Below are 25,844 nucleotides of genomic sequence, written 5' to 3'. Positions count from 1 at the left end.
AGGATCGACGATGGCCAAGGCCAGGGTGCTGTTCCTGATGCGGGTCCCGCGTGACCGCACCGAGGACTTCCTGAAGGCGTACGAGCAGATCCGCTACCAGGTCGCCGAGGGGGTGCCGGGGCATCTGGTGGACCAGGTCTGCGAGTCGACCACCGACCCGGAACAGTGGTTGATCACCAGCGAGTGGGTGTCGCTCAACCACTTCGAGGCGTGGGAACGCAGCCCGGAGCATCGTGAGCTGGTCGCGCCGATGCGGGCGTGTATGACCGAGGCGCGGTCGATCCGGTTTGTCGTCCGGGAGGAGACGTCGGCGGTGCGTGGCTGACCGCCGACGCGGTCGGCGGGCCGACCCGTTCCCCCGGCGCGGACGTCACGCCGACACGTGCGCCACCCCGGGCCGGCCACTCTGTACGTGGACGCTGGCCCGGGTGGTGACCGGAGCGCCCGGTGCGTCGACGAACGGCACCACCCGGTAGTCGGTGCGCATCTCGTCACGCCCGAGGTGGCAGACCTGGTAGCCGCGCTGGGAGTTGTGGAACCGCATGTGCGGGTTCTCGGCCAGCCAGGTGGTGCCGAGGGTGTCCAGGTCGGTGCCGTTGCCGCCGGAGCTGATCGAGGTGCCGAGGAACTCGGTGCCGACGGTCCGCGAGTCCGGGTCGGCGAAGTCGAGTTTCAGGTCGGCGGCCACGCTGCGGTGCGCGTCGCCGGTGACGATGAGGAAGTTGTCGAGGCGCCGCTCCGCCACGCCGTCGAAGAGCCGCTGACGTGCGGCGGCGTACCCGTCCCAGGTGTCCATGCCGAACGACTCGGCCGGGCCGGCGGTGTGGTCGGCCTCCATCGCGAAGACCTGGTTGGCGAGCACGTTCCACCGGGCGTGCGACGCGCCGAGTCCGGCCAGCAGCCACGCCTCCTGCTTGGCGCCGAGCATCTGGCGCGTCGGCTCCCAGCGCTGTGACGGGTCGCTGAGCTGCTGGTCGCGGAACCGGCGGGTGTCGAGCACGTCGAGCTGCAGCAGGTCGCCGAAGGCCAACCGCCGGTAGACCTGCATCTCCGGGCCCTGTGGCATGGACGACGCGCGCAGCGGCAGGTTCTCGTAGTACGCCTGGTAGGCGGCGGCCCGGCGGAGCCGGAACACCGCCGGGTCCTGGTCCGGCTCGCTGTCCGGCTGCGAGTGGTCACCGGCCCAGTTGTTCTCCACGTCGTGGTCGTCCGGTGCGACGACCCAGGGGGCGGCGGCGTGTGCCGCCTGCAGTGCCGGGTCGAGTTTGTACTGGGCGTACCGGATCCGGTAGTCGGTGAGCGAGAACGTCTCGGTGGCCGGCAGGTGGGCGCGGCCGATCGAGCCGGCGCCCCCGCCCTCGTAGATGTAGTCGCCGAGGTGTACGACCAGGTCCAGGTCCTCCCGGGCCAGGTGCTCGTACGCGGTGAAGTACCCGTCGGTGTACGCCTGGCAGCTCGCGAAGGCGAAACTCAGGGACGTCAGCGCCGCTCCGGCCCGGGGTGCGGTACGGGTCCGGCCCACCGGGCTGACCTGGTCGGCGACCCGGAACCGGTAGAAGTAGACGTGGTCCGGCCGTAGGCCGTGCACCTCGGCGTGCACCGAGTGCGCCCACCGGGCGCCGGCCCGTTCGACGCCGTGGCGTACCACCCGGCGGAACCGTTCGTCCTCGGCCACCTCCCAGCGGACGGTGACCGGGCGGTCGGGCATGCCGCCGAGTCCGTCCGGGGCCAGCGGGTCCGGGGCCAGCCGGGTCCAGAGCACCACCCCGTCGGGGGTCGGGTCGCCGGACGCGACGCCGAGGGTGAACGCGTAGCCCGGCAGGGTGGTCCGGTCCCTGCCGGCGGCGGACGTCGCCGAGGCGGGGTCGGCGGCGAGTACGGCCGCGCCCGCGGCGACGCCGCCGAGGGCGAGGAAGCGACGGCGGGGCAGCATCAGCGGGGACGACGACATGGGGGCCTTCCGAGGTCGGTGGTGCGGATGGTCGCCCTCATCCCAACGGTCCGACATGACACCCGTCGGAACGTGTGGTGAACACAGTCGCCACACGACGGGGCCGGTACCCGCGGCTTTTTAATCGAAAATCGTGGATGTATCGTGGTCTCGTTCAGCTGGCCTCGCCCGGTGGCGCCCGGCGCAGGGGAGAGAACGTGTCCGCCCTGACGATCCGCTGCGGCCGGGCCGCCGGCCCGGCCCGGCCGCGCTCTACTTCGTCTCCTACGACGGGCTGGTCAACAACGCCTCGTACGCCGACGGCATCATCAGCCATGCCGGATACCAGTACGCGGCCTGGTACACCTCGTCCCGGCACGCGGCTGACCCGTCGGCAGTTGCCCGGCGGCGCCTGGCAGACGCTGCGGCTACCGCACCAACTGAGCACGAACGACTCGCACAACTCCACCTCCCTGGGCGTTTCCCCCAACGACGGCCGGCTGCACGTCGCGATGGACACCCACGACAGCGACATCCACTACGTGAGGTCCGAGGCCGGCCTGCTCTCCGCGCCGGCCTGGTGCTGGACTCGGCCGACAACGCCTACGTCGTGCTGCCGTACGGGCGGATCCTCGGGGCCAGCCGGGCCAGCGGCTACAGGGACTGGATGCTGCGGTTCGACGCGGCCGGGCTGGGCGCCTTCGGCGAGGTGCTGGTCGACCGGACCCGGGTGGAGAGCGGCGGCATTCTCTCGATCATGTACCAGCGCGCCTCGACCGGTACCACGCCGTCACCGATCCGGATCCTCGACCTCCGCCTCGGCTGAGGGGTGCGGAGGGGCCCTCCGCCGCTTCGCGGAAGGCCCCTCCGGAAACAGTGCGATCAGGCGGGCAGCTGCCAGCGCTGGTTGGCGCCGGCGAAGCAGTCCCAGATCTGCAGCCGGGTGCCGTCGGCCGAGCTGTTGTCGGTGGCGTCCAGGCACTTGTTCGACGCCGGGTTGCGCAGCGTCCCGTTGCTCTGCGCCTGCCAGACCTGCGCACCGGTGCCGTTGCAGTCGTACAGCTGCACCTTCGCGCCGTTGGTGGTGGCGGCCGCGGTGATGTCGGCGCACTTGCCGAGCGCCCGCAGCGTGCCGTCGGTGCCGACCGTCCACTGCTGGGCGGCGGTGCCGTTGCAGGTCCAGAGCTGGATCGGCGTGCCGTTGGCGGTGGCGGCGCCGGCCACGTCGACGCACTTGCCGCCGATGCCGGTGATCTGGCCGGTCCGGCCACCCGGCGGGGGAGTGCCGCCGCCCATCACCGTGTCGTAGATGGCGCTGACCAGCGAGTAGGAGTCGTTACGGTCCTGGGACAACTCCCAGATCATCACACCGCCGGCGTTGGCCATCGCCCACTGGGTCTTTCGCTTGATCGTCGGGATGCCGTTGTAGCACTGCTGCGCGCCGCCGACGGTGACGCAGTCCCGGTTGGCGTTCGCCGGGTCCATCCCGACGAGCTGGCTGTAGGTGTAGTAGCCGGGGCGGCTGTAGAACGGCAGGCCGAACACCGCCTTGCTGGCCGGCAGGCCCCGTGACTTCCAGAGGTTCACGCTGTTGACCGACCAGTCGTAGTTGGCGTGCGGGCTGCCGCCGTCGTACGCCATGATGTTCAGCCAGTCGACGTAACCGAAGACCGCCGGTTGTACGCCGTTGACCGTGCCGCCCTCGGAGACGACCGCCGCGGTCAGCAGTTTGCCCTGCGGGCGTAGGGCGTTGCTGAGCTGCTGCATCAGCGCGGTGAAGTTGTTGGCCGACGTACCCGCGTCCGGGTACTCCCAGTCCATGTCGACCCCGTCGAGGCCGTACTGGTTGACGAAGTTGACCACGCTGTTCACGAACGTGGTCCGGGTCGAGGCGTTGGCGGCCAGCGCCTCGAACGCCGAGTCGTCGCCGTCGTTCCAGCCGCCGATCGCGATCGACACCTTGACGTTGCTGCTGTGCGCGCGGGACACCAGGGTGGAGAGTTTGCCCGGGTTCTCCACCGCGCGCAGCGTGCCGTTCGAGTTCGGCAGCACGAACGCGTAGTTGATGTGGGTCAGCTTGTTGTACTGGATGGCGTTGACGTCGCCGGCCCAGGACGGCAGGTATCCGACGTTCTTGAAGTTGTTCGGCAGCACGACGGCCGCTGCCGGGGACTGGGGGGCGAGGGCGACGGCGGTGCCGGCGACGGTGGTGGCCAGGGCCAGTCCGCCGGCGGCGAGAACGGACCGGAGGCGGCGACCGCGTGACGGGTACGGCCGGTCCGGGCTTGCGGTGGGTGACATGGTCGGTCCCTTCTGCGGGGGAGGCACGTCAGCACGCGCTGATCCGTCCCGGTGCCGCCGGGGTGATCGGGGGTGGAACCGGCGTCACCTGGTCGTGAGGGATGTGGCGTGGGCGTGGGATCGACGGTGCTGAGTGGCAGAAAGATTAGGAAAGTTAACTAAGAAAGTCAATATCGTGTCTTCCGGGCGGTCCGCCTCCCTTGTCGGACCGCTGCCCCCGGACGCGTTGCCGGCCGGGCTCAGCGGGGTCGCAGGCCGGCCAGGATCAGGTCCACCACCGCGTCGAGTTGCCGGCTGGTCTGCGGGTCGTCCCACATCGCCGCGTACGCCGGATCGTGGAACAGGACCATGGCCTGGAAGGCCGCCCGGGCCGTCGTCGGTACGTCGTCGGCGGCGAAGTCGCCGGCGGCGATCCCGGCCGAGACGATCCTGGTGAGCTGGTCGACGAGTTCGTCGAGCGAGGCGCGTACCACGTCGCTGTTCTCCCGGACCAGGACGAGGTAGGTCGCGAACAGTTCCGGGTCGTCCAGGGCCCGGCCACGTTTCGCCCGGTGCAGGGTGTGGGCCCAGGTCCGCAGCCGCTGCGGCGCGGGCTCGTCGGACGCGATCACCGCCGGCAGGTCCGCGTGCGCCCGTTCCAGCCACCGCTCCGTCACCGCCTCGCGCAGCGCCACCTTGCTCGCGAAGTGCCGGTAGACGCTGCCGTGGCTCACCCCGAGCGCCCGGGCGACGTCGACGACGGTCGCCTTGGCCGGGCCGAAGCGGCGGAGGACCTCCTCCGCCGCTTCGAGGATCTGTTCTCTGGTCAGGGTCGCGTCGGCCATGACCACCATTTCACCGTTCGCTGTCCAGGTGCTGCATCAGGGGGCCTGCGTAACGGGTCCCGGCGGCTGCCCCGGCCGGCACGGCACGCTCGATCGCGGCCAGGTCGTCCGGGTCCAGGGTCAGCTCGAGCGCGCCCAGTGACTCGGTCAGCCGGTCCCGGCGCCGGGCACCGACCAGCGGTACGACGTCCCCGCCCCGGCTGAGCACCCAGGCGATCGCCACCTGGGCGACCGTGGCGCCCCGCGACCGTGCCACGCCACGCAGCGCCTCGACGAGCCGCAGGTTGGCGGCGAGGTTGTCCCTGCTGAACCGGGGGCTGGAGCCGCGGAAGTCTCCGCTGGTCAACTGCCGGTCCGGGGTCCAGTGCCCGCTGAGCAGCCCCCGGGACAGCACCCCGTACGCGGTCACCCCGATGCCCAACTCCCGGCAGGTGGCCAGGATCTCGGTCTCGACACCGCGGGAGAGCAGCGAGTACTCGATCTGCAGGTCGCTGATCGGGTGCACCGCGTGGGCCCGGCGGATCGTCTCGGCGCCCACCTCGGAGAGCCCGATGTGGCGCACCCGACCGGCCTTCACCTGCTCGGCGATCGCCCCGATCGTCTCCTCGACCGGCACCGACGGGTCGAGCCGGCTCGGCCGGTAGACGTCGATGTGGTCGGTGTTGAGGCGGCGCAGCGAGTATGCGAGGTAGTTCCGGACCGCCTGCGGGCGGCCGTCGTGCCCGCCCCAGCCCCCCTCGGGGTCCCGGAGGGAGCCGAACTTCACACTGATCGTCACGTCGTTCCGGTCCCGGCCGCGCAGCGCCCGGGCGATCAGCATCTCGTTGTGTCCCGCACCGTAGAAGTCGCCGGTGTCCAGCAGGGTCACCCCGGCGTCCAGGGCGGCGTGGATGGTGTTGACGCTCTCGGTGTCGTCGGCCGGCCCGTACAGGTCGGACATGCCCATCGTGCCGAGGCCGAGGGCGGAGACCCGCGGCCCGGAGCGGCCGAGATTCCGCTGTTCCATGATCACTCCCGCTGCCTTTCGAGGATTGACCTGGGGCCCTGGCGGCCCCAGGTTTTCCAGTATGCGCTTACAGCTGACAGATTTCAAACTTTGTCAGCCCCTCGGTCGCCGGTGTGCTCAGGGACGGTGGTTAGCCGGATGGTGCCAGTGGGTAGCACCCGGCCCGGGGCAGGTTCTCCGCCCGCCTCCCGGCAGGGCCCGTGCCCCGCCGGCCCGGCTCGAGAAGCCCCGGAACAGGAGGTGTGTGGTGCCGGAAACAACCTGGAAGCCCGTCGACCAGCACGGCGTGATCAGCAGCAAGCAGTCCCGGGAACTGCCCGACAGTGCCTTCGCCTTCCCCGGTAAACGCAAGGAGCCGCTCACCGACGCGGCGCACGTCCGGAACGCGCTGGCGCGGTTCGATCAGACGCAGGGAGTCACTGACGCCGAGCGTGACCAGGCGTTCGCGAACATCCTCGCGGCGGCCCGGCACTACCAGATCCAGGTCGCCGAATCGGACTGGCGGGAACTGGGCAAACTGCCGCACACCCCCAATCCGGCGCACTGACCGACCACGACGGGTCGGCCGGCCCGGAGCGGGTCGGTACCGGGGACTGCCGGCAACAGCCGCCGGCGTCCCACCGCCCGGCGCTCAGGCCGCCCGGTCGTGCCGTCGGTCCTGCCGCCGCTCGGCGGCCGGCACCCGATTGTCGCCCGACCGGACCGTGAACGCGGTGGTGATCCGGGCCGTCGCCGACGGATTGCGGAGCAGGCGGAGCCGGGGCGGTGCCGGTCGTTCCTCCTGCTCCTCGAAGGTGACCCGCCACGTCGTCCCGCGACCCGGTCCGGACCGGCGCGGCGGCTCTCCGGTATCGAAGGCGGGCCGGGAGAGTCCGAGAATGATCAGATAGCCGGCCACGATCAGGGTGTGGCTGAGAATGCGTCCGGCGTCGACCCGTCCGGCGATCACGTCGTTGGTGGAGAGCAGGGTGAGGACGGCGACGAAGGCGGTGAGGGTGGGCACGAGACCCAGCGGACGCGTCCGGCGCAGGGCGATCCAGGCGAACCCGGCGCCGAGCGCGACGTTCCAGGCGGCCGACTCGTGCCACAGGTGGTTCGGGCCGCCGCCGAGGACAGCCTCCAGACCGTGCGGGTGGGCGGTGTCGCCGATCCCGGCGATCTGGGCCGTGCCGAGCAGGAACTGGGCAACCCCGACCACGCCGAGACCGATCCGGAGCGCACGGCCGAGCCGGGCCCGACCGGGTCCGGGGGCGGCCGCGAGCAGCGCCTCGTCGATCTCCAGCGGCGGTGTCGGGACGAGACTGGTCCGGGCGTACCGGTTCAGCGTCGTCGCGCTCTCCAGCCAGGCCCGACACTCCGCGCAGTTGGCCAGGTGGCGATCCGTCACGGCCCGCTCGGTGACGTCCTCCTCGCCGTCGAGTCGTGCCGACAGGGCTTCTCGATACTGTTCACACCCCACACCCACATAGTCGGTTGCCGGGCGGTGCCGGTTCCCGCCGGGGTACGGCGACCTTCCGTATGCCGGGCGGGGGTATTCCGGGTCCGGGGCCACCGGTAGCGTGGGGACATGTCTTCCCCCGGCGCCGACGGCGACGAGATCACCGGTTTGGCACTCGCCGCCAGGGCCGGCGACCGGTCGGCGGCGGCGGCCTTCATCCGGGCCACCCAGCACGACGTACACCGGTTCGTCTCCCACCTGGTCGGCCCGGGCGAGGCGGAGGACCTGACCCAGGAGACCTACCTGCGGGCGATGCGGGCGCTGCCCCGGTTCGCCGCCCGGTCGAAGGCGCTGACCTGGTTGTTGGCGATCGCCCGGCGGGCCTGCGCGGACCACGTCCGGACGGTCGTGCGGCGCCCCCGGGTGGCCGCGCTGCCCGACTGGCAACTCGCCGCCGACGCCGAACTGGCCCGCGAGGCCGCCGGGTTCGCCGGCGCGGTCGAGCTGGCCCGGCTGCTGGAGGACCTGGCCCCGGACCGCCGGGAGGCGTTCGTCGCCACCCAGGTGGTCGGACTGAGCTATGCCGAGGCGGCGGAGGTCTGTGCCTGTCCGGTCGGCACGATCCGGTCCCGGGTGGCCCGGGCCCGGGAGGACCTCGTCGCGGCGATGCGCGCCGACGGCAACCCCCGCGATCTCCGTTCCACCAGCTGACGACGGCCGGGCACCGACTGCCGGTGCGGGAGCCGGGGGTCAGCGTCCGGAGACCGGCAGACAGACCCGGAAGACCGTCCGGCCCGGCTCGGACTCGACCGCGAGGTCGCCGTGGTGCTTGTTGACCACGATCCGGTACGAGATCTCCAGCCCCAGCCCGGTGCCCTCGCCGATCGGCTTGGTGGTGAAGAACGGTTCGAAGATCCGGGACCGGACGTCGTCGGGGATGCCGGGACCGGTGTCGACGATCTCCACCACGACCCGTTCCTCCGCCTGCCCGGTACGCACGGTCAGCACGCCGCTCTCGCCGATCGCGTACAGGGCGTTGTCGACCAGGTTGGTCCAGACCTGGTTGAGTTCGCCCGCGTAGACCGGGATCGCCGGCAGACTCCGGTCGTACTCCCGGACCACCCGTACCCCGGGCCCGATCTTCGCGCTGAACATCGCCAGCGTGGCGTCGAGCAGGTCGTGCACGTCCGCGGTCTGGTACGGGGCCCGGTCCAGCTGCGAGTACTGCTTCGCCGCCCCGACCAGGCCGGTGATCCGGTGCAACGCGTCGTCGATCTCGCCCATCAGCAGTTCGGTTTCGACGGTGTAGGCGAGCCAGCGGATCGCCGGCTCCAGATCGTCCCGGCTGACGGTGTCGACGACCCGCTCCAGCCACGTCCCGTCGATGCCACCGGCGGTGAGGATCGGGGCGAGGTCCCAGCCGCCGGAGATGTCGTGCTCGTCCAGCCAGTCGGCCAGGGAATCCTCCGCGTCGCTGGTGTCCAGCGGCGACCGGGTGGGCGCGTTGGCGGCCTGCTTGACCGCCGCCTCCTGGAACTCGACCAGCCGGTGCAGCCGTTCGCCGTCGAGCCGACCGTCGGCGATCAGCGCGAGTTTGTGTCGCATGCCGGAGACCCGGTCCCGGAGTACGGCGGTGGCGCGGACCGCGGCCGCCGCCGGGTTGTTCAGCTCGTGGGTCAGACCCGCCGAGAGCGAGCCGAGGGCGAGCAGCCGTTCCCGCTGGTTGACCAGGTTCTCCGTGGTCCGCATGCCGAGGAAGAGGCCGTCCATCAGGTGCATCGCCATCGGGAACCAGCGCCGCATGGCGGTGCTGATCACCTCGGCGGGTAGCACGAAGAGGGCGACGTCGGTCACCGCCCGCATGCTGTTCAGGTAGTTCTCCACCCGTTGCTCGTTCAGGTACGACTGCGTCGCCCCGGCGTACGCCCCGCGCTGGCTGCTGCGGATGATCTCGATCCGGTCGCCCCGGACCAGCCGGGTCAGCGACACGGTCCCCTCGAGCAGCACGTAGAAGCAGCGGGCCGGCTCGCCCTCGAGGTACACGTCGGCGCCGGCCGGCAGTCGCTTCACCCGGCCGTGCTCGTGCACGTAGCCGAGTTTCTCCTCGTCCAGCGACTCGAAGAGGAAGAGCGTCCGCAGTTGCTCCAGCTCGAGCCGCTCGTCCTTTTCCGTCGTCATCCCGACCCCCGACCCCTCGTCGTCGATCCGGCAACTATTGCGCGGCCAGGTACTGGTGGGCCAGCGAGACGACCATCGCGCCCTCGCCCACCGCCGAGGCGACCCGTTTGATCGACTCGGCCCGTACGTCGCCGGCCGCGAAGACGCCGGGCAGGCTCGACTCCAGCGGGTACGGATCGCGGGACAGCGACCAGCCGGACGGGCGCCGGCTGCCGTTGGCCAGTTCCGCGCCGGTGAGGATGTAGCCCCGGGCGTCCCGGGCGACCGCGTCGGCGAGCCAGTCGGTGCGCGGCTCGGCGCCGATGAACACGAACAGCCAGGAAGCCTTGACGGTACGCTGCCGGCCGACCCGGTTGTCGCAGATGACCAGTTCCTCGAGGTGCTCCGTGCCGCTGCCGCCCACCACCTCGGAGTGCGGGTGCACCTCGATGTTGTCGATCCGCTCGATCTGCTCGATCAGGTAGTGCGACATCGACCGCTGCAGGTCCGGCCCCCGGACCAGCAGGTGCACCCGCCGGGCGTGCCGGGCGAAGTACACCGCCGCCTGGCCGGCCGAGTTCGCCCCGCCGACGATGTACACGTCCTCGCCGGCGCAGTACGGGGCCTCCGTGGAGGCCGAGCCGTAGAAGACCCCCCGACCGGTCAGTTCGGCCAGCCCGGGGGCGGTCAACTGCCGGTACGCGACCCCGGTGGCCAGCACCACCGTGTGACCGGCGATGGACGTACCGTCACTGAACTGGAGCAGGCGGGTGGCGCCGACCGCCGCCAGGCCGACCACGTCCCGGGCGGTGAGCAGTTCGGCGCCGAACTTCAGCGCCTGCCGCCGGGCCCGGTCGGCCAACTGCGCGCCGGAGACACCGTCCGGGAAGCCCAGGTAGTTCTCGATCCGGCTGCTCTGTCCCGCCTGGCCGCCGGTCGCCTGCCGCTCGACCAGCACCGTGCGCAGGCCCTCCGAGGCTCCGTACACGGCAGCGCCGAGGCCGGCCGGCCCGGCACCGACCACCACCAGGTCGTAGAAGTCGGACGCCGGTGTGGTGGCCAGCCCGACGTGTGTCGCGAGTTGGGTCTCGGTCGGCTTCACCAGGGCCGTGCCGTCGACGGTCACCACCAGCGGCACCTCGGTGGCGGGCACTCCGGCGGCGGCCAGCAGTTGCCCGCCCTCCGGTTCGTCGGCGAGCAGCCACCGGTAGGGCACCAGGTTCCGGGCGAGGAAGTCGCGGACCGCGAAGGACGGCGCGGACCAGCGGTGGCCGACGACCCGTACCTCGTTCACCGTCGCGGGTGGGTCGGCCTGCCACGCCTCCAGCAGCGCGTCGACCACGGGATAGAGCTTTTCCTCCGGCGGGTGCCAGGGCTTGAGCAGGTAGTGGTCGAGGTCGACGAGGTTGATCGCGTCGATCGCCGCCTCGGTGTCGGCGTACGCGGTGAGCAGGACCCGGCGGGCGGTCGGAAAGAGGTCCATCGCCGCTTCCAGGAACTGGATCCCGGTCATCTGCGGCATCCGGTAGTCGGCCAGCAGCAGCGCGACCTGGTCACCACGGAGCTTGATCTCCCGCAACGCCTCCAGCGCCTCGTCCCCGGAGGAGGCCCGCACCACACGGTAGCGGTCGCCGTAGCGCCGCCGGATGTCCCGGGCCACCGCCCGCGACACCGCCGGATCGTCGTCGACGGTCAAGATCGCCGGGTTCGCCATGGCACCAATGAAAGCACGACCCGCAGCCCAGCGTCGGTCCGGTCCAGCGGTGGCGCCGGGTCGGCTCTCGGCGCCGGCCTGGTCCAGCGGTGCCGCCGGGTCGGGTCAGCCCTCGAGGCCGGGGCGGATCAGGCGGATGCCGCCGACCGGCGGGCGGTCCAGGGTGGCCAGCGCGGTGGGCGCCGCGGCCAGCCCGATCGTCTCGGTGACCAGGTCCGCCGGGCGCAGCACCCCGGCCGTCACCAGGGACAGCAGCTCCGGATAGGCGTGCGCGGCCATTCCGTGGCTGCCCCGCAGCTCCAACTCGTATCCGATCACCCGGTCCATCGGCAGCGCGGTCCGCCCGGCGGCCGCCGGCAACAGCCCGACCTGGATGTGTCGGCCGCGCCGCCGTAGGCTCTCGACCGAGGCGACGCAGGTCGGCTCGCTGCCGAGCGCGTCGAGCGACAGGTGCGTGCCGCCGTCGGTCTGCTCGCGGACCGCCGCGGCGACCCCGCCGGCACCGGTCGAGGTGGTGGGATCCAGACACACCGCCGCACCGAACCGCCGGGCCAGGGCCAACGCCTCCGGGCTGACGTCCACCGCCACCACCCGGGCACCGCAGGCCGCCGCGATCATCACGGCGGAGAGCCCGACGCCGCCGCAGCCGTACACCGAAACCCACTCACCGGCGGCGAGGCGCCCCTGGGCGACGACCGCCCGGAACGCGGTGGCGAACCGGCAGCCGAGCGCGGCGGCGCCGGCGAAGCTCACCTCGTCCGGCAGCCGGACCAGGTTGACGTCGGCGTTGCGGACGCTGACGTACTCGGCGTACGAACCCCAGTGGGTGAAGCCGGGCTGGGTCTGCCGCTCACAGACCTGCTGGTCGCCGGCGAGGCAGGCGCGGCAACTCCCGCAGGCGCAGACGAACGGTGCGGTGACCCGGTCGCCGACCCGCCACCCGGTGACGGCGGAACCGACCGCGGTCACCTCGCCGGCGAACTCGTGACCGGGTACGTGCGGCGGACGGATGTCAGGGTCGTGCCCCTGCCAGCCGTGCCAGTCGCTGCGACACAGCCCGGTCGCCGCGACCCGGACCACCACACCGTCCGGCTCGGGCGCCGGATCGGGCACCTCCCGCAGCTCCGGAACGCCGCCGAACTCGTCAAACACCACCGCCCGCACGCGAGCCATCCTCACACGCCCGCCCCGGGCGCGCAGAAGGACCCCTTCCCGCGGAAGGGGCCCTTCTGCCGACGCGGAGGCGGGGTACGGCCTACCGGCGGGTCAGGGCCAGCGCCTCACCCTGGTCCCGCGCGTAGTCCCGGGCCACCCGGAGCAGTTCGACCAGACCGCCGGCGTACTCCTGGGACTCGGCGTGCGCCTCGTCGAACGGGGGCTGGAATCCGACGCCCTCCCACTGCCCGGTCGTCTCGTTCCAGCGGTCGTTGCCGACCTCGAAGTCCCAGGCGAAGATGCCCAGCTCGTAGTAGAGCTGGTCGGCGGAGTTACCGGCCGCCGAGTAGAGCACGTCGGCGACCGGGCCGGTCTGCGACGGCCAGGTCACCGTGCCGCGGTCGGCCGCGATCGCCCCGACGATCCGTCGGGCGCTGTCCAGGAACATCTTCGACTCGTCGATCGAGGGCCGGGGCAGGGTGACCCTGCCGTCGGCCCGGTACGCCCCCGGCGGCCACATGAAGTACCCACCGTACGAGTGCACGTTCATCGCGAACCGGATGTTCGGGTGCTGCTGCGCCAGCGCGATCACGTTGCGGCTCTCCGCCTCGGAGAGTTCCCCGGTGCCGGCGTAGGTGCCGGAGAGGCAGTTGGTGCTGGCCCCGGTGTAGCCGTCGAAGAGCGAGCCGACGGTGTAGTTGCGGTTGACGTCGACGCCGAACGCGTCCCGGTTGGCCGGGTCACGCTGTGCCCCGGTGCAGTGGTTCACCAGGTTCTTGCGCTGGAAGTTGGCGTCGTGGAACGAGTAGTTCGCGCCGTCCGGGTTGACCATCGGGATGACGAACACGTCGACGGTGTCGAGCAGTTCCCGGGTCGCCGGGTCGGTGCCGGCGTTGGCCAGCAGCCGCTCGGCGAACTCCAGGGTGACCAGCGGGGTCGCCCACTCCCGGGCGTGTTCCTGCGAGTACGCCAGCACCCCGATCCGCGAACCGTCGCGGTGGGCGCCGATCCGCAGCGCCTGCACCGTCCACGGCTTCTTCGACACCTCGGTGCCCTTCAGCCCGTCGTCGAGGCGTACCGGCCCGGCGACCGGCATCGGCAGTCCGGCCGAACCGTTCTCCACGAACGCGGAGAACTGCTGCGGGTAGCGGGCCGAGACGAACGCGGCCACCTGGTCGGTGGTGCTGATCGTCGCCCCGGCCGCGTCGGTGGCCAGGCTGACCGTCAGCACCCGGTCCCGGTAGGTGGCGTTCAGTGGGCGGTTGCGCCGGCCGGGGTCGACGGTGCGTACCTGGACGCCGTTCATCTTCTGGTCGCCGAACCTGACCGACTCGACCACGATCGCGGCGCTGGCCGGGTCGCCGAGATAGCCGGCGGCGGTACGCCGGTAGCCCTGGGTCTTGTGCGGCAGGTCGATGACGTCGACCAGGTCGTCGTACTGGCGGGCCAGCCGTCTGATCCGGGCCTGGATGTCGGTCGGGGTCAGGTACGCGTCGATGAAGTCCTTCTGGTAGCCCTCGGGCAGCGCCGGCGGGGTCGCGTTCGGCCAGGCCGTCGGGTTCGTTGGCCGGGCGGCGCCGCCGAGGCTGGAGCTGGCGGTGACCCGGACGGGGCGGGCCGGCAGCGGCTGCGGCAGGGCGTAGTGGTACTGGTACTCACCCGCGTCGGCGAACCTGACCAGCGGGTACGAACCGGTCTGGCCGTCTGCGGTCTGCCAGGTCACGGTGATCTCGACGTCCGGATCCTCGGTCGCGGTGGTCGCCACCTGGGTCTGCACGAAGGTGCGCCCGTTCGAGGTCCACCAGTACGCCTGGAGGAACTGCAGGGTGTCCGCGGCGGTGACGGCGGGGGCGCGCCCGTCGCCCTGGACGCGTGACCCGGTCCGGGACGGTGCGGCCAGCAGACTCTCGGCGTACCGGCGGGCGGCGTCGCCCTCGCGTTGGACGACCTGCCGGGCCACCACCCCCTGCGCGGTCAGCGCGGCGAGTTGCCGGCCGGTCAGCACCAGGTCGGCGAGGACGCGGCCGTCGTCGAGGCGGGGCCGGTTGGCGATGTCGGCACCCTCGGCGAGCAGTTGCCGGAACTGCGCCTCGTCGCGGAGCTGGACGCGGACCAGGGCGGTCTCGTCGGGAGCCAGCGTCACGTCTGTGGTCGGGGCGGTGGGGGCGGCGGCGCTCGCCCCGGGGGCGACGAGCGCGGTGGTGGTCAGGACAAGTGTGGCGGCGGTGGCCGTCCACCATCGTCTGGGGGACACGGAACCTCCTGACGGAGTCGAGGTTTCTGGGTACAGACCAGTCCCTTGATCGAATTATGTCAAGACGTCCACCTCGACGTGATCATGACGTCGCCAGCGGGTGGCCCGCCCGCCGGTCGCGGTGACCTACCGTCACCTCCCGGGGTCAGGCTGTCACTGGTTGGCCGTCGAGCGGGGGCCACAATGGAACGTGCGCGTGATTCGTACTGTCGTGCGCGACGAGCTGTCGCGTCCATTCAGGTCGACGATGATCGGAAATTCGGCTGCCTGGTCGACGACGATTAACGGTCGTTTTGGTGCCGGCTCGGTGAGCGTCTCCACCGGTGGTCCACGGTGGTGTGGTACGGGGCCGCCCGAGGTCCGGTTTCCGGCGTCGTCGCCGACCGCCGATTTTCTGCACCCAGGTCGGGTTACCCACCGTGACCAGCGGTGCAAGTGCGCGGTGCAAGTGGCCCGGCGGGGCCGGAACGGGGTGCCGCATCCGCCGCCGCGCATCGTGCGGTGGCACCCGGACAACGGCATGTGCCAATGCCTTGACTACCGTCGCCGGTGGGCGCATCGTGGGAATCCCAGATGTCCCGGGGATCCGGAGGTCGACACATTCCCGACGGTGAAACCGATACCGACGGAGGGCGTGTCGCCGCGCCACCGCGTGGGCCAGGAGGCGGCCATGGAACTTCGCCCGTTCGCTGGTACGTATCTCACCGATCCGGGCGCCGTCTGGCGCGACCTGCTGCACCGTGACCAGGGTGTGCACTACGCCGACGACCTCGGGATGTGGCTGATCAGCCGGCACGAGCAGGTACGGCAGGCGTTCGGGGATCCGGAGAGCTTCGGCAACGCGTTGACCCTGGCGCCGGTGTACGAGATGTGCCCGGAGGCGTTGGCGGTGGTGATGCGGCTGGACGTGCCGCCGACCACGGCCGCCGCCGACTCGCCGGTGCACACCCGGACCCGGGCCGCGCTGCGGGCCACCTTCGCCAACACGGCCGGCCGGGTCTCCGTCCAGTTCGGACCGATCGTGCGCCGTCGGGTCGACGAGCTGGTCGACGGGATCGCCCGGCGACGGGGCGAGGTGGTGGACCTCGTGCCCGAGTTCACCGCCCTGCTGCCGCTGCTGGTGGTGGTGGACATCCTCGGCGTACCGGACCGGGACGTGCCCCGCATCCGTGGCTGGGCGGACGGTCAGATCGCGTTGATCTGGGGCCGGCCCGAGCCGGCCGAGCAGGTCCGGCTGGCCCAGGGGTTGCTGGACTTCTGGCACTACTGCCAGGAGTTGGTGGCCCGGCGGATCGACGAGGGCGCCACCGGTGACGACTTCGTCAGCCGGGTGCTGCGCCACCGCGACGGTGACGACGAGGTGCTCACCGAGCCCGAGGTGGCGAGCATGGCGTTCAACCTGCTCGTCGCAGGGCACGAGACCACCGCCGGCCTGCTCGCCCACGCCCTGGAGCAGGCGCTGACCACGCCGGACCGGTGGCGACGGCTGGCCGAGGAGCCGGCAAGTGTACCGGGGTTCCTCGAGGAGACGTTGCGGTTCGGGCCGGCCATCGACGGCTGGCTGCGGGTGACCCGGCGACCGGTGACGATCGGCGGGGTGACCATTCCGGCCGGCGCCCGGTGCCTCCTGTTGATCGGCGCGGCGAACCGTGATCCGGCGGTCTTCGCCGACCCGCAACGATTCGATCCGGATCGGGTTACGGCCCGCGATCATCTTTCCTTCGGCTACGGTCCACATTTCTGCATCGGCGCGGCGCTGGCCCGGCTGGAGGCACGGATCGCGCTCGGCCGACTCGCCGAGGCAATTCCGGCGCTACGGCTGGCCACCGGGTACGTGACCGCCTACAAACCGAATGTCGCGTTCCGGGCACACCAGATCCTGCCGGCGGTTGTCGATGCCGGTACGCTGCCGTCGGACCGGCCGGGCGACCCGTCCGGCACGTCGGCCCGGGCGGCCTGACCCGGCTCGGCCGGTGTCGGCCGCCTCGGGCTTTGTCGCCACGGGGCGGGGCCGGCCGCCGCGGCGGGCACGTCAGAGATCAATTCAATTCGTCAAGTAGCTTCGCGTACTAGGTTTTTCACTTACCGTCAACGACGGGTGGCCTACGCATCTTCACAGGCCGCCGCCGGAGGGCGAGAATTGGCCCCGGCAATTGCTGGATCATGATCTTCGGCGTGCCTGGCTCATGGTTCCGTCGACTGATCACATCACTGCCGTGATCAAATCGCCGACGCGCGAAGGTGAGTAAATGGATGCTGCGCCCGCCAGAGAGATCGCCGAATTGACGGCCGCTCGACAGTTTCAACGGGAGCTGCGCCGCTGGCGTACCCGCAAGGGGCTCACCCAGCGCGCGCTCGCCGACCGGGTCCGGTTCAGCCGGGAGACCGTCGCGGCGGTGGAGGCGGGGCGCCGGTTCGGTAGCCAGGAGTTGGCGATCCGCTGCGACCAGGTGCTCGGCACCGGTGGTCGGCTCGCCGAGCTGTGGCCGCGGGTGGCGGAGGAGCAGGCCGCCGCGGACGGTCGGCGCGGTCCCCGGGTCGCCGGGTCCGAACGGGCAGAGCCGGCCGGTGTTGATCCGCTCCCGGAGGACCGGGACCGGCGGGCGGTGGTGGAGGCGATCGACGAGCTGCGCGGGCTGATCGACCAGATGCTCCGGGTCCACCTGCCCTCCGACGTGGAACGGTCGTCGGTGGAGCTGGCCCTGGCCCGGGCGGGCCTGGCGACGCCCGGGGCGGCGACGCCCGGGGTTCGGGCGGAGTTGCGGGACCCGGGTGTGGACCGGGCCGACCGGTCGGGGGAGCCGGCTGCCGAGCCGGCCGTCGACCGGCGGAGGCTGACCGGGGAGGGGCGTGGGCGGGCGTCCGAGCCCCGCCGGGGTCGGGCCGGCGCCGCCCGGTGGCGCGGCTGACCGGTGATGCCGTCCGCCAGCACCGTGACAGTGACTGTCGGTCCGCTGTTGGGTACAAGTAGTGGTACGAGCTGTTTGTACCACCGAGAACCCTGGTCATCCGTCCCCGCCGTCCGGCGGAATGGGACTTGCTAATTGCAAGGTGCAGATCTCCTCGATGACGAGCCGTGGGAGTCAGTCTTGGCCACGACCACCGGATCCCACGCGGCCCGGCCCCAGCCCGTACGTCGACGCGGTTGGAAGATCGCCTCACGGATGCGCATCATCGTGGCCGCGCCGTTGGTGGCGGTCGTCGGCTTCGCCGGCCTGGCCCTCGCCGACAGCGTCCGGCAGGCGGAGCGCGCCAGTGACCTCGGCCGGCTCGCCGAACTCGGCGCGGAGGCCGGCCGGCTGGCCTACCAGTTGCAGCGGGAACGCGCCGCCGCGGCCGATCTGTTGACCTCGGCCGGCGCCCGCCAACAGGACACCTACGCGCGGCAGGCCGCCGAGACCGACGACATCGTCGCCCGCTACCACCGACAACGTGCCCGGATCCCGGCGGTGACCGCCGGCCCGGAGGCGGTTCTGCTCCGGGTCGACAAGGCGTTGGCCGCCCTCCCGCCGTTGCGGGCCCAGGTGCGGACCGCCGCACACGCGGCGGTCTCCGCCACCACGTTCAGCTACCGGATCATCGTCGCCGACCTGCTCGCCTACCGGGAGGCGATCGCCCAGGGAGTCGCCTCGGCCGAGGTGGCGGACGGCATCCGGGCCGCCGCCGCGCTGTCGAAGACCGCGGAGTCGCTCGGCCAGCAGCAGGTCGCGGTGCTGCGGGCGATCGCGGCCGGACAGCTCACCCCGGCGATGCAGCAGGACATCACGGCCGCCCGGACCGGATTCACCGAGGCCAGTCTCTCCTTCCTCGGCCTGGCCCGCAGCGAGTGGGACGTCTGGTGGGAGCAGGCCGGCAGCGGCAAGGAGGCGCTGACGTTGCAGCGTCTCCAGGACGAGGTCTCCCGCGCCGAGATCGGTGCTCCGCTCGACGTCGACATCAACGCCTGGATCGGCGCCACCCAGGGCTGGGCCGCCCGGCTCTTCGACGTACAGCAGCGGGTCGACGCGGCGGTGCTGGACGACGTCGACGCCGCCCGGGTCGAACAGCGGTGGCGGGCGATCGCCGAGGCGGCCGCGACGGCCGTCGCCCTGCTGCTCACCGTGCTGGTCACCTGGGCGGTGGCCCGGCAGATCACCCGCCGGCTGCGGCGGCTGCGCGACGCGGCCCACTCCGTCGCCTTCACCGAACTCCCCGCGATGGTCGCCGAACTGCGCCACATCGACAGCGCCGGTATCCACCCCGAGACGTTGGCCCGGCAGTCGACGTCCCACCTGGAGGCGTACAGCGGAGACGAGATCGGCGAGGTCGGCCAGGCGTTCACCGCAGTGCACCAGGCGGCCGTCCGCACCGCCGCCGAGCAGGCCGTCATGCGGGCCAACACCGCGGACATCTTCGTCCACCTCAGCCGGCGTGAGCAGCGACTGGTCGACGCCGTACTGGCCCAGGTGGACCGGGTCGAACGGGACGAGACCGACCCGGAACGGCTGCAGCAGCTCTACAAACTCGACAGCCTGGCCACCCGGATGGGCCGGATCAACGCCAGCCTCCTGGTGCTCGGGGGCGTCGGCGTCGGCCGGGTACGCCACGAGGACGTACCGATGCAGAAGGTCGTCCAGGCGGCACTGTCCCAGATCGAGCACTACACCCGGGTACGGATCGGCGTGGTCGACCCGGACGTGGCGGTCGTCGCCGACAAGGTCGACGAGGTCGTGCACCTGCTCGCCGAGCTGATGGACAACGCCACGTCGTACTCGCCGCCGGAGACCGAGGCGTGGGTGACCGCACGCAGTCTCGGCGACCGGGTCATCCTGCAGGTCAGCGATGAGGGCGTGGGGCTCTCCCCGCAGCGGTTGGGGCAGCTCAACGACCTGCTGGCCCGACCACCGGCGACCGACGTCGCGGCGGTCCGGGCGATGGGTCTGGTGGTGGTCGGGCAGCTCGCCAACCGGCTCGGCGTCACGGTCGAGCTGCGGCCCGGCCCCAAGCTGGGCACCATCGCCGAGATCTCCCTGCCGGCCGCGTTGATCCGACCCGTGCCGCCGGAGAGCCAACTGCTCGCCCCCGGACGGCTCGCGTCCATTCCGGAGTCCCGGGCCCGTGGCCCGGTCACCACCGGGCAGCCGTATCCCGGGCCGCCGGACGGCCGGAGTCCGAACCGGCAACCGCCGGCCGAACGGGCGCTGCCGGCCGGTTCGGTCTTCCAACCGGCTCCCCGGCGCGGCGACCGCAGCGACGACCAGACCCAGGAGCTGGTCATCTTCCAGCAGGTCAACCACTGGTTCCGAACCGACCGTGGAACGTCCCCGGCGGTGCCCGTGGAGCCGCCGCCGAGCTGGCCCGCGCCGGCACCGGCCACGGCGAACGGCACGGTCAGTCAACCGGTGTCGGACTGGCAGACCCGGGCCGACGAGGGATGGCGGGCCGCCACCAGCGTGGTCAACCCCGACATCGTCGCCACCACCCAGTCCGGGCTGCCGAAACGACAGCCGCAGCGGCACCTCGTACCCGGCGGCGTCACGCCGGTTCCACGTCAGCAGGGCGCGGAGCACCGGGACCCGGCCGAGGTGGCCAACGCGATGTCCGCCTACGCCCGCGGTGTGGCCGCCCGCCGTCCCAAGCTGGTCAACGCCTCGGCGACAAGCGACGCGACAGGGAGTACGACGTGAACCAACGAGACCTCGGCTGGATGCTGGACAGTTTTGTCGAACGGGCCCCGGAGGTCAGCCACGCCATCGCGATTTCCGCCGACGGCCTGATGGTGGCCTCCACCCGGAATCTGCCGCCTGACCGGGCCGACCAGTTGGCGGCGACCGGTAGCGGCCTGGTCAGCCTGCTCCGGGGGGCCGCAGGCTTCTTCGAGGCCGGCGCGGTGATCTCGAACGTCACCCAGCTCGAGGGCGGCTTCATGTTCTCGATGGCGTTCAACGACGGCGCCTCGCTGCTGGTCCTCGCCGCACCCCACTGCGACGTCGGCAAGGTCTCCTACGAGATGACCGAGTTGGCGAACCGGATCGGCGACGTGCTGACCCCGACCGCCCGGGCCGCGCTGACCCAGGGGCGGTGACCGAGGCGGTCGCGACAAGCACCGGACGGCTCGGCTCCCGGCTCCCCGGGACATCCCCACCATCCTCTTCCACCCCCTCCTGGAGAAGACCCATGCCATTTCCCACCGGTACCAGCCGGCGTCGTGCCCTGGCCGGGGCGCTGCTCGCCCTCGGGCTGACCGTCGCCGCCAGCGGCTGCAACAGCGGCGCCAACGGCGGCGGCGCACCGGACACGATCAAGATCGGTCTGCTCGCCTCGCTCTCCGGCACGTACGAGGCGGTCGGCACCGAGATCCGCGACGGTTTTGAGCTCTACCTGAAGATGCACGACAACAAGCTCGGCGGGCACAAGGTCGAGTTGGTGGTGGCGGACGAGGGCAACGGCGCGCCGACCGCCGTACCGGCCGCGACAAAACTGATCAAACAGGATCGGGTGCACGTGCTCACCGGCATCGTCGGCGGCGGTTCGGTGGCCGCCGTCTACCCGCTGCTCACCGAGGCGAAGATCCCGTTCGTCGGCTCGAACGGCCGGCCCGAACTCAAGGACGTCGCCCGGATCTGGACCACCTCCTACCTCTCCGACGAGCCGGGTGAGGCCATCGCCGAGTACGTCCGGGACAACGTCAAGGGCGAGGTCTTCGCGATCGGCCCCGACTACCAGGGTGGCTGGGACGAGTTGCGCGGCTTCACCGACACCTTCGCCAAGATCGGTGGCAGGCTGGCCAATCCGGACGGCAAGACACTGTGGACCCCGTTCCCGGCGACCACCAACTTCACCCCGTACTTCGCCCAGATCAAGGCGTCGGGTGCCGAGGCCGTCTACACGTTCTACGCCGGCGGTGCCGCGGTCGACTTCGTCAAGCAGTACGCCCAGTCGGAGATCAGCCACCTGCCGCTCTACGCGGCCGGCTTCCTCACCGAGGGCGGCGTGCTGAACGCCCAGGGCGAGGCGGCGAAGAACATCTACTCGGTACTGAACTACTCGCCCGACCTGGACAACGCGGAGAACCGGTCCTTCGTCGCGGCCTGGAAGGAGGACCACGACGGCTCGCCGACCACGTACGCGATGGCCTCGTACGACGCGGCGGCGGTCCTGGACAAGGCGATCGGCGCGGCGGGGACGAACCCCACCCCGGAGGAGATAAACAACGCGATCGCCGGACTCGGCCAGATCGACAGCCCCCGGGGGACCTGGCAGTTCTCTCCGACGACCCACTCCCCGGTGCAGAAGTGGTATCTGCGGCAGGTTCGCCAGGACGGTCGGGCACTCTCCAACACGGTCGTCGGGGACCTGGCGACCGTGGGCGGATGACCGGGTACGCGGCGCGGGTGACCGACGCGATCGACCCGTACCTGATTCCCGCCCTGGACGGGGTCGCCTACGGGTTGCTGCTCTTCGTCGCGGCGTCCGGACTGGTGCTCTGCTTCGGGGTGGCGAACATCCTCAATCTGGCGCACGGCACCCTGTACGCGGTCGGCGCGTACACCGTGGCGGCGCTGGCCGACGGCGGCTGGGCCAGCCTCCTGCTGGCCCTGGCCGTCGGGGTGGTTGCCGGGGCCGGTGCGGGCGGCCTGCTCGCCGGGCTGCTCGCACCGGTCGCCCGGCGCGACCATCTCACCCAGGCGCTGCTGACCTTCGGGGTCGCCCTGGCCGGCGGCGCGCTGCTGGTCGCCGCCTTCGGGCCGGACAGTCTGCCGGTGCGGATCCCAGCCGCGCTGGAGGGCACCGTGGAGGTGGCCGGCCACCGGTACGCCGCGTACCGGCTGGGGTTCATCGGCGTGGCGATGGTGATCGCGGTGCTGCTCGCGCTGGCGGTGACCCGGACCCGGGCCGGGATGCTGGTCCGGGCTGCGGTCGACGACCCGGAGATGGTCGCCTCCCTCGGGGTGAACCCGGCGCGGATCCGGATCGGTGTGCTCTGCACCGCCGGTGCGCTGGCCGGGGCCGCGGGGGTGCTCGGCGCGCCGATCATCGGCCCGGCCCCGACCACCGCCGACACCGTGCTGCTGCTCTCGCTCGTGGTCGTGGTGCTCGGCGGACTCGGCTCGGTCCGGGGCACTCTGCTGGCCGCGCTCGCGGTCGGGGAGATCCAGACCCTCGGCGTGGCGCTGGCCCCGACCGTGGCCCCGTTCCTGCTCTTCGCGGCGATGGCGGCGGTGCTCGCGGTCCGGGCCCGGGGGTTGCCCGGTCGGGGACTCCGACTCCGCTGGGGAGGTACGACGTGACCGGGACCCTCCGTCGCCGGCTGATCCAGGTCATCGTGGTCGGCGTACTCGCCGTCGCGGTGGCGGTGCCCTGGCTGACCGACCCGTACACCACGTCGCTGCTGGCCCGGACCCTGGTGCTCGGTCTGGTCGGGGTGAGCGTCGCGCTGCTGACCGGGGTGGCCGGGCTGCCGACGCTCGGCCAGACCGGGCCGTACGCCGCCGGCGCCTACGCCGGTGCCCTGGTCGGGTTGCACGTCTCGTCGGTCGGGGTGGTGCAGGTGCTGACCGGCGCGGCCGCGGGTGCGCTGTTCGCGGCGCTGACCGTGCCGTTGGTGGTCTACGCCCGGGGCGTGGTGGTTCTCATGATCACCTTGGCCATCGGTGAACTGACGGTGACCGCCGCCAGTCGGTGGCGTTCGGTGACCGGAGGGACGGACGGCCTCGCCGGGATGCCGGCGATCCGGCCCGTCTGGGGCATGGGCGTGCTGGACAGCGACCAGGCACGCTATCTCTACACCCTCGTTGTGGTCTCGGTGGTGGTGGCGATCGTGCTGATGGTGCTGCGGAGCCCGGCCGGCCTGCTGCTGCGGGCCAGCCGGGACGACGAGGCCCGGATGCGGGCCAGTGGGCATCCGGTCACCGGTTACCTGGCGGCCGCGTTCGTGGCCGGCGGGGCGGTGGCCGGGGTCGCCGGTTCGCTGTTGGTCACCGCGCAGCAGTACCTGTCGCCGGCCGACTTCGGCTTCGACATCTCCGCGCTGCTGCTGCTCGGGGTGGTGATCGGCGGGGCGACGTCGATCGGTGGCGCGATCGCCGGCACCGCCCTGGTGATCGCGGTCCGGGACTGGGTCTCCGGGCAGCTGCCCGGGCACGCGCCGCTGGTGCTCGGCGGTCTGTTCGTGCTGACCGCGTACCTCTTCCCGCGGGGCGTGGCCGGTTCCGCCGCCGACGTGGCCGCCCTGTTCCGGTCCCGCGCCCGGACCCGTTCCCGGCCCGGTGATCCGGGGCCCGACCGGCCGTCGGGGAGCGGGCCGGCCCGCACCGACCCGGCGCGGACCCGCTCGGAGGTGCCCGGATGAGCATCCTGTTGGCCGCCGAGGCGGTGACCCGGCGGTACGGCTCGCTGACCGCCGTGGACCGGGTGACCCTGCGGATCACCGAGGGGGAGCGGCACGCCCTGATCGGTCCGAACGGCGCCGGCAAGACCACCCTGCTGGACCTGATCGGCGGCGCGACCCGGGCCGACGCCGGCCGGATCGGTTTCGCCGGCCGGGACGTGACCCGACTCGGGCCGGCCCGACGGGCCCGGATCGGCATCGGTCGCATCCACCAGCGTCCGGCCGTCTGGCCGTCGCTGACCGCGCGGGAGAACGTCGAGGTGGCCGCCTGGCGGCGGGCCGGCGGGCTGCGTGGCGTCGTCACGCCGGGACGGTTCCGTAGCCGGCTGCGGGAACCCGCGCTCGCACTGCTCGACCGGGTCGGCCTGACCGACGTGGCGACCAGCATCGCTGCCCATCTCTCGCACGGTCAGCGGCGCCAGTTGGAGATCGCCATGGCGCTCGCCGGCCAGCCCCGGCTGCTGCTTCTCGACGAGCCCGCCGCCGGGCTCTCCAGCGTCGAGGTGCAGCGGCTGGTCACCCTGCTGTCGGAGCTGTCCCGGGAGGTGTCGGTGCTGCTGGTCGAACACCGGCTCGACCTGGTGTACGCGTTGGCCGACACGGTCACCGTGCTGCACGACGGACAGCACGTGGCGACCGGCGGGCCGGCCGAGATCCGCGACTCGTCGGCGGTCCGGCGGGCCTACGCCGAGGCGGTGCGCTGATGCTGCGGGTGAGCGGACTCCACGTCGGGTACGACGGCGGCACCGTCCTGCACGACGTGGGGGTGGAGGTGGCGGCCGGTGCCGTGCAGGCGGTGGTCGGCCGCAACGGCGCGGGCAAGAGCACCCTGGTGCACACCGTCGCCGGTCTGCTCCGGCCGTACCGTGGCGAGGTCCGGGTCGACGGGGTCGACCTGGCCGGCCGGCCCGCGCACCGGGTGGCCCGGGCCGGCGTCGGCCTGGTGCCGCAGGGGCGCCGGGTGTTTCCCCGGCTGACCGTGGCCGAGCACCTGACCCTCGCCGCCGGGGTTCGGCGTCGGGGCGTACCGCCGTCCGGTCCGCAGTGGACGGTTCCGGGGGTGCTGGAACTGCTGCCCCGGCTCGCCGAGCGGCTGCGGCACCGGGGAGACCAGCTCTCCGGCGGCGAGCAGCAGATGCTGGCGATCGCCCGGGCGCTGCTCACCCAGCCCCGGGTGCTGCTCCTCGACGAACCGGGCGAAGGGCTCGCCCCGGAGTTGGCGGCCCGGGTCCGGGAACTCATCGGCCGGCTGGCGGCGGCCGGGCTGAGCATTCTGGTGATCGAACAACAGCTGCCGCACGCGATCGAGGTCGCCGACCGGATCGCCGTGCTCGACTACGGCCGGGTGGTCTTCACCGACACGTCGGCCGCGGTACGCGCCGATCCCGCGCCGGTCGAGGCGTTGCTGAGCGTGGCCGGCGCGGCCACCGTGGACGGGAGCGTACCGGTTCCGTCCGACCCGGGGACGGCCCGCAACGGGTCCGACCCCGCCCGTCCCGGTCCCGTCGGCGGCCCGGGCGGGCCTGCTCTGCCATCCGAATCCCCGACCGCACCATCCTCCCCTTCGACAGTCACTCCCTCGTCCTCGTCCGCACCCTGACGTACGCCGTACCACGTCCTCGCGTTCCGCACCCCGGAATCCCCTCCGGTGCCGACGCGCGATGAAGCATGGGCGGGCCGTCGTCACAGATCATC

At 72.1% G+C, this 25,844-nt stretch carries 23 protein-coding genes; 13 read left to right on the top strand and 10 right to left on the bottom strand.

From position 1 onward, the window contains the following. The first annotated feature begins 10 nt into the window (after window positions 1–10). Window positions 11–325, top strand: a complete 315-nt coding sequence (locus tag ABGB05_RS20090) for an antibiotic biosynthesis monooxygenase family protein (RefSeq protein WP_347654975.1) — start codon at window positions 11–13, stop codon at window positions 323–325. Window positions 326–370: 45 nt separating this feature from the next. On the opposite strand, the gene ABGB05_RS20085 is transcribed toward ABGB05_RS20090, so the two are convergent. Continuing rightward, the gene (locus ABGB05_RS20085; protein WP_347654974.1) at window positions 371–1,951 is read right to left on the bottom strand and encodes an alkaline phosphatase D family protein; all 1,581 of its coding nucleotides are present in this window, start codon (window positions 1,949–1,951) and stop codon (window positions 371–373) included. Window positions 1,952–2,510: 559 nt separating this feature from the next. Here ABGB05_RS20085 and ABGB05_RS20080 point away from each other — a divergent pair. Then, window positions 2,511–2,756, top strand: a complete 246-nt coding sequence (locus ABGB05_RS20080) for a hypothetical protein (protein WP_347654973.1) — start codon at window positions 2,511–2,513, stop codon at window positions 2,754–2,756. A 56-nt stretch (window positions 2,757–2,812) separates the two neighbouring features. Here the strand turns inward: ABGB05_RS20080 and ABGB05_RS20075 are convergent, their stop codons facing one another. From ABGB05_RS20075 to ABGB05_RS20065, 3 genes are all read right to left on the bottom strand, one after another. Beyond that, the gene (locus tag ABGB05_RS20075; RefSeq protein WP_347654972.1) at window positions 2,813–4,231 is read right to left on the bottom strand and encodes a glycosyl hydrolase family 18 protein; all 1,419 of its coding nucleotides are present in this window, start codon (window positions 4,229–4,231) and stop codon (window positions 2,813–2,815) included. A 239-nt stretch (window positions 4,232–4,470) separates the two neighbouring features. After that, window positions 4,471–5,055, bottom strand: a complete 585-nt coding sequence (locus ABGB05_RS20070; protein ID WP_347654971.1) for a TetR family transcriptional regulator — start codon at window positions 5,053–5,055, stop codon at window positions 4,471–4,473. Window positions 5,056–5,065: 10 nt separating this feature from the next. Then, window positions 5,066–6,061 (bottom strand): aldo/keto reductase, encoded by a 996-nt coding sequence (locus ABGB05_RS20065; protein WP_347654970.1) that lies wholly within the window; start codon window positions 6,059–6,061, stop codon window positions 5,066–5,068. Window positions 6,062–6,308: 247 nt separating this feature from the next. On the opposite strand from ABGB05_RS20065, the gene ABGB05_RS20060 reads away from it, so the two are divergent. Then, a complete protein-coding gene (locus tag ABGB05_RS20060; RefSeq protein WP_347654969.1) occupies window positions 6,309–6,608 on the top strand; it encodes a DUF6582 domain-containing protein in 300 nt (99 codons plus the stop codon). Window positions 6,609–6,692: 84 nt separating this feature from the next. On the opposite strand, the gene ABGB05_RS20055 is transcribed toward ABGB05_RS20060, so the two are convergent. Continuing rightward, window positions 6,693–7,520, bottom strand: a complete 828-nt coding sequence (locus ABGB05_RS20055) for a zf-HC2 domain-containing protein (protein WP_347654968.1) — start codon at window positions 7,518–7,520, stop codon at window positions 6,693–6,695. 108 nt (window positions 7,521–7,628) lie between these two features. Between ABGB05_RS20055 and ABGB05_RS20050 the strand changes: the two genes are divergently transcribed. Next, window positions 7,629–8,210, top strand: coding sequence for a sigma-70 family RNA polymerase sigma factor (locus ABGB05_RS20050; protein ID WP_347654967.1), 582 nt, complete (start codon window positions 7,629–7,631; stop codon window positions 8,208–8,210). Window positions 8,211–8,249: 39 nt separating this feature from the next. Here the strand turns inward: ABGB05_RS20050 and ABGB05_RS20045 are convergent, their stop codons facing one another. The 5 genes from ABGB05_RS20045 to ABGB05_RS20025 all read right to left on the bottom strand — a co-directional run bounded on the left by ABGB05_RS20045 (window position 8,250) and on the right by ABGB05_RS20025 (window position 15,100). Then, entirely contained in the window at window positions 8,250–9,677 is a 1,428-nt protein-coding gene (locus tag ABGB05_RS20045) for an ATP-binding protein (RefSeq protein WP_347654966.1), read from the bottom strand. A gap of 34 nt (window positions 9,678–9,711) precedes the next feature. Beyond that, the gene (locus ABGB05_RS20040; RefSeq protein ID WP_347654965.1) at window positions 9,712–11,370 is read right to left on the bottom strand and encodes an FAD-dependent oxidoreductase; all 1,659 of its coding nucleotides are present in this window, start codon (window positions 11,368–11,370) and stop codon (window positions 9,712–9,714) included. 105 nt (window positions 11,371–11,475) lie between these two features. Further along, complete coding sequence (locus ABGB05_RS20035) at window positions 11,476–12,543, bottom strand: zinc-dependent alcohol dehydrogenase family protein (RefSeq protein WP_347654964.1); 1,068 nt, start codon at window positions 12,541–12,543, stop codon at window positions 11,476–11,478. 82 nt (window positions 12,544–12,625) lie between these two features. Next, on the bottom strand, window positions 12,626–14,779 hold the full coding sequence (locus tag ABGB05_RS20030) for a M14 family zinc carboxypeptidase (RefSeq protein ID WP_347654963.1): 2,154 nt from the start codon (window positions 14,777–14,779) through the stop codon (window positions 12,626–12,628). Between the two features lie 153 nt (window positions 14,780–14,932). Then, window positions 14,933–15,100: a hypothetical protein gene (locus tag ABGB05_RS20025; RefSeq protein ID WP_347654962.1), complete on the bottom strand. Its 168-nt coding sequence runs from the start codon at window positions 15,098–15,100 to the stop codon at window positions 14,933–14,935. Window positions 15,101–15,449: 349 nt separating this feature from the next. Between ABGB05_RS20025 and ABGB05_RS20020 the strand changes: the two genes are divergently transcribed. From ABGB05_RS20020 to ABGB05_RS19980, 9 genes are all read left to right on the top strand, one after another. Beyond that, window positions 15,450–16,739: a cytochrome P450 gene (locus ABGB05_RS20020; RefSeq protein ID WP_347654961.1), complete on the top strand. Its 1,290-nt coding sequence runs from the start codon at window positions 15,450–15,452 to the stop codon at window positions 16,737–16,739. A 289-nt stretch (window positions 16,740–17,028) separates the two neighbouring features. Further along, on the top strand, window positions 17,029–17,688 hold the full coding sequence (locus tag ABGB05_RS20015) for a helix-turn-helix transcriptional regulator (RefSeq protein WP_347654960.1): 660 nt from the start codon (window positions 17,029–17,031) through the stop codon (window positions 17,686–17,688). Between the two features lie 255 nt (window positions 17,689–17,943). Then, window positions 17,944–20,445 carry a nitrate- and nitrite sensing domain-containing protein gene (locus ABGB05_RS20010; RefSeq protein ID WP_347654959.1) on the top strand — a complete coding sequence of 834 codons (2,502 nt, stop codon included), beginning with the start codon at window positions 17,944–17,946 and terminating at the stop codon, window positions 20,443–20,445. A 20-nt stretch (window positions 20,446–20,465) separates the two neighbouring features. Beyond that, window positions 20,466–20,843, top strand: a complete 378-nt coding sequence (locus ABGB05_RS20005) for a roadblock/LC7 domain-containing protein (protein ID WP_347655028.1) — start codon at window positions 20,466–20,468, stop codon at window positions 20,841–20,843. Window positions 20,844–20,935: 92 nt separating this feature from the next. Next, window positions 20,936–22,135, top strand: coding sequence for an ABC transporter substrate-binding protein (locus tag ABGB05_RS20000; RefSeq protein WP_347654958.1), 1,200 nt, complete (start codon window positions 20,936–20,938; stop codon window positions 22,133–22,135). After that, window positions 22,132–23,049 carry a branched-chain amino acid ABC transporter permease gene (locus ABGB05_RS19995; RefSeq protein ID WP_347654957.1) on the top strand — a complete coding sequence of 306 codons (918 nt, stop codon included), beginning with the start codon at window positions 22,132–22,134 and terminating at the stop codon, window positions 23,047–23,049. The genes ABGB05_RS20000 and ABGB05_RS19995 overlap by 4 nt, the downstream gene beginning before the upstream one ends. Next, a complete protein-coding gene (locus tag ABGB05_RS19990; RefSeq protein ID WP_347654956.1) occupies window positions 23,046–24,110 on the top strand; it encodes a branched-chain amino acid ABC transporter permease in 1,065 nt (354 codons plus the stop codon). Before ABGB05_RS19995 ends, ABGB05_RS19990 begins: the two co-directional genes overlap by 4 nt. Continuing rightward, entirely contained in the window at window positions 24,107–24,853 is a 747-nt protein-coding gene (locus ABGB05_RS19985; protein WP_347654955.1) for an ABC transporter ATP-binding protein, read from the top strand. The genes ABGB05_RS19990 and ABGB05_RS19985 overlap by 4 nt, the downstream gene beginning before the upstream one ends. Beyond that, a complete protein-coding gene (locus ABGB05_RS19980) occupies window positions 24,853–25,749 on the top strand; it encodes an ABC transporter ATP-binding protein (protein ID WP_347654954.1) in 897 nt (298 codons plus the stop codon). The genes ABGB05_RS19985 and ABGB05_RS19980 overlap by 1 nt, the downstream gene beginning before the upstream one ends. Window positions 25,750–25,844: the final 95 nt, after the last annotated feature.

Origin of the sequence: Plantactinospora sp. B5E13 (assembly GCF_039871775.1) — a bacterium.
In the GTDB taxonomy this organism is placed as follows: Bacteria; Actinomycetota; Actinomycetes; order Mycobacteriales; family Micromonosporaceae; genus Plantactinospora.
Note: the sequence above shows the minus strand (reverse complement) of the source record. Positions and strands in the feature narration are given on the sequence as shown.

Excerpts from the sequence above, each read along its gene's own strand:
- ABGB05_RS20090 (WP_347654975.1), top strand. The coding sequence starts at position 11 with ATGGCCAAGGCCAGGGTGCTGTTCCTGATGCGGGTCCCGCGTGACCGC.
- ABGB05_RS20085 (WP_347654974.1), bottom strand. The coding sequence starts at position 1,951 with ATGTCGTCGTCCCCGCTGATGCTGCCCCGCCGTCGCTTCCTCGCCCTC.
- ABGB05_RS20075 (WP_347654972.1), bottom strand. The coding sequence starts at position 4,231 with ATGTCACCCACCGCAAGCCCGGACCGGCCGTACCCGTCACGCGGTCGC.
- ABGB05_RS20070 (WP_347654971.1), bottom strand. The coding sequence starts at position 5,055 with ATGGCCGACGCGACCCTGACCAGAGAACAGATCCTCGAAGCGGCGGAG.
- ABGB05_RS20065 (WP_347654970.1), bottom strand. The coding sequence starts at position 6,061 with ATGGAACAGCGGAATCTCGGCCGCTCCGGGCCGCGGGTCTCCGCCCTC.
- ABGB05_RS20050 (WP_347654967.1), top strand. The coding sequence starts at position 7,629 with ATGTCTTCCCCCGGCGCCGACGGCGACGAGATCACCGGTTTGGCACTC.
- ABGB05_RS20045 (WP_347654966.1), bottom strand. The coding sequence starts at position 9,677 with ATGACGACGGAAAAGGACGAGCGGCTCGAGCTGGAGCAACTGCGGACG.
- ABGB05_RS20040 (WP_347654965.1), bottom strand. The coding sequence starts at position 11,370 with ATGGCGAACCCGGCGATCTTGACCGTCGACGACGATCCGGCGGTGTCG.
- ABGB05_RS20035 (WP_347654964.1), bottom strand. The coding sequence starts at position 12,543 with ATGGCTCGCGTGCGGGCGGTGGTGTTTGACGAGTTCGGCGGCGTTCCG.
- ABGB05_RS20020 (WP_347654961.1), top strand. The coding sequence starts at position 15,450 with ATGGAACTTCGCCCGTTCGCTGGTACGTATCTCACCGATCCGGGCGCC.
- ABGB05_RS20015 (WP_347654960.1), top strand. The coding sequence starts at position 17,029 with ATGGATGCTGCGCCCGCCAGAGAGATCGCCGAATTGACGGCCGCTCGA.
- ABGB05_RS20010 (WP_347654959.1), top strand. The coding sequence starts at position 17,944 with ATGCGCATCATCGTGGCCGCGCCGTTGGTGGCGGTCGTCGGCTTCGCC.
- ABGB05_RS20005 (WP_347655028.1), top strand. The coding sequence starts at position 20,466 with ATGCTGGACAGTTTTGTCGAACGGGCCCCGGAGGTCAGCCACGCCATC.
- ABGB05_RS20000 (WP_347654958.1), top strand. The coding sequence starts at position 20,936 with ATGCCATTTCCCACCGGTACCAGCCGGCGTCGTGCCCTGGCCGGGGCG.
- ABGB05_RS19995 (WP_347654957.1), top strand. The coding sequence starts at position 22,132 with ATGACCGGGTACGCGGCGCGGGTGACCGACGCGATCGACCCGTACCTG.
- ABGB05_RS19985 (WP_347654955.1), top strand. The coding sequence starts at position 24,107 with ATGAGCATCCTGTTGGCCGCCGAGGCGGTGACCCGGCGGTACGGCTCG.
- ABGB05_RS19980 (WP_347654954.1), top strand. The coding sequence starts at position 24,853 with ATGCTGCGGGTGAGCGGACTCCACGTCGGGTACGACGGCGGCACCGTC.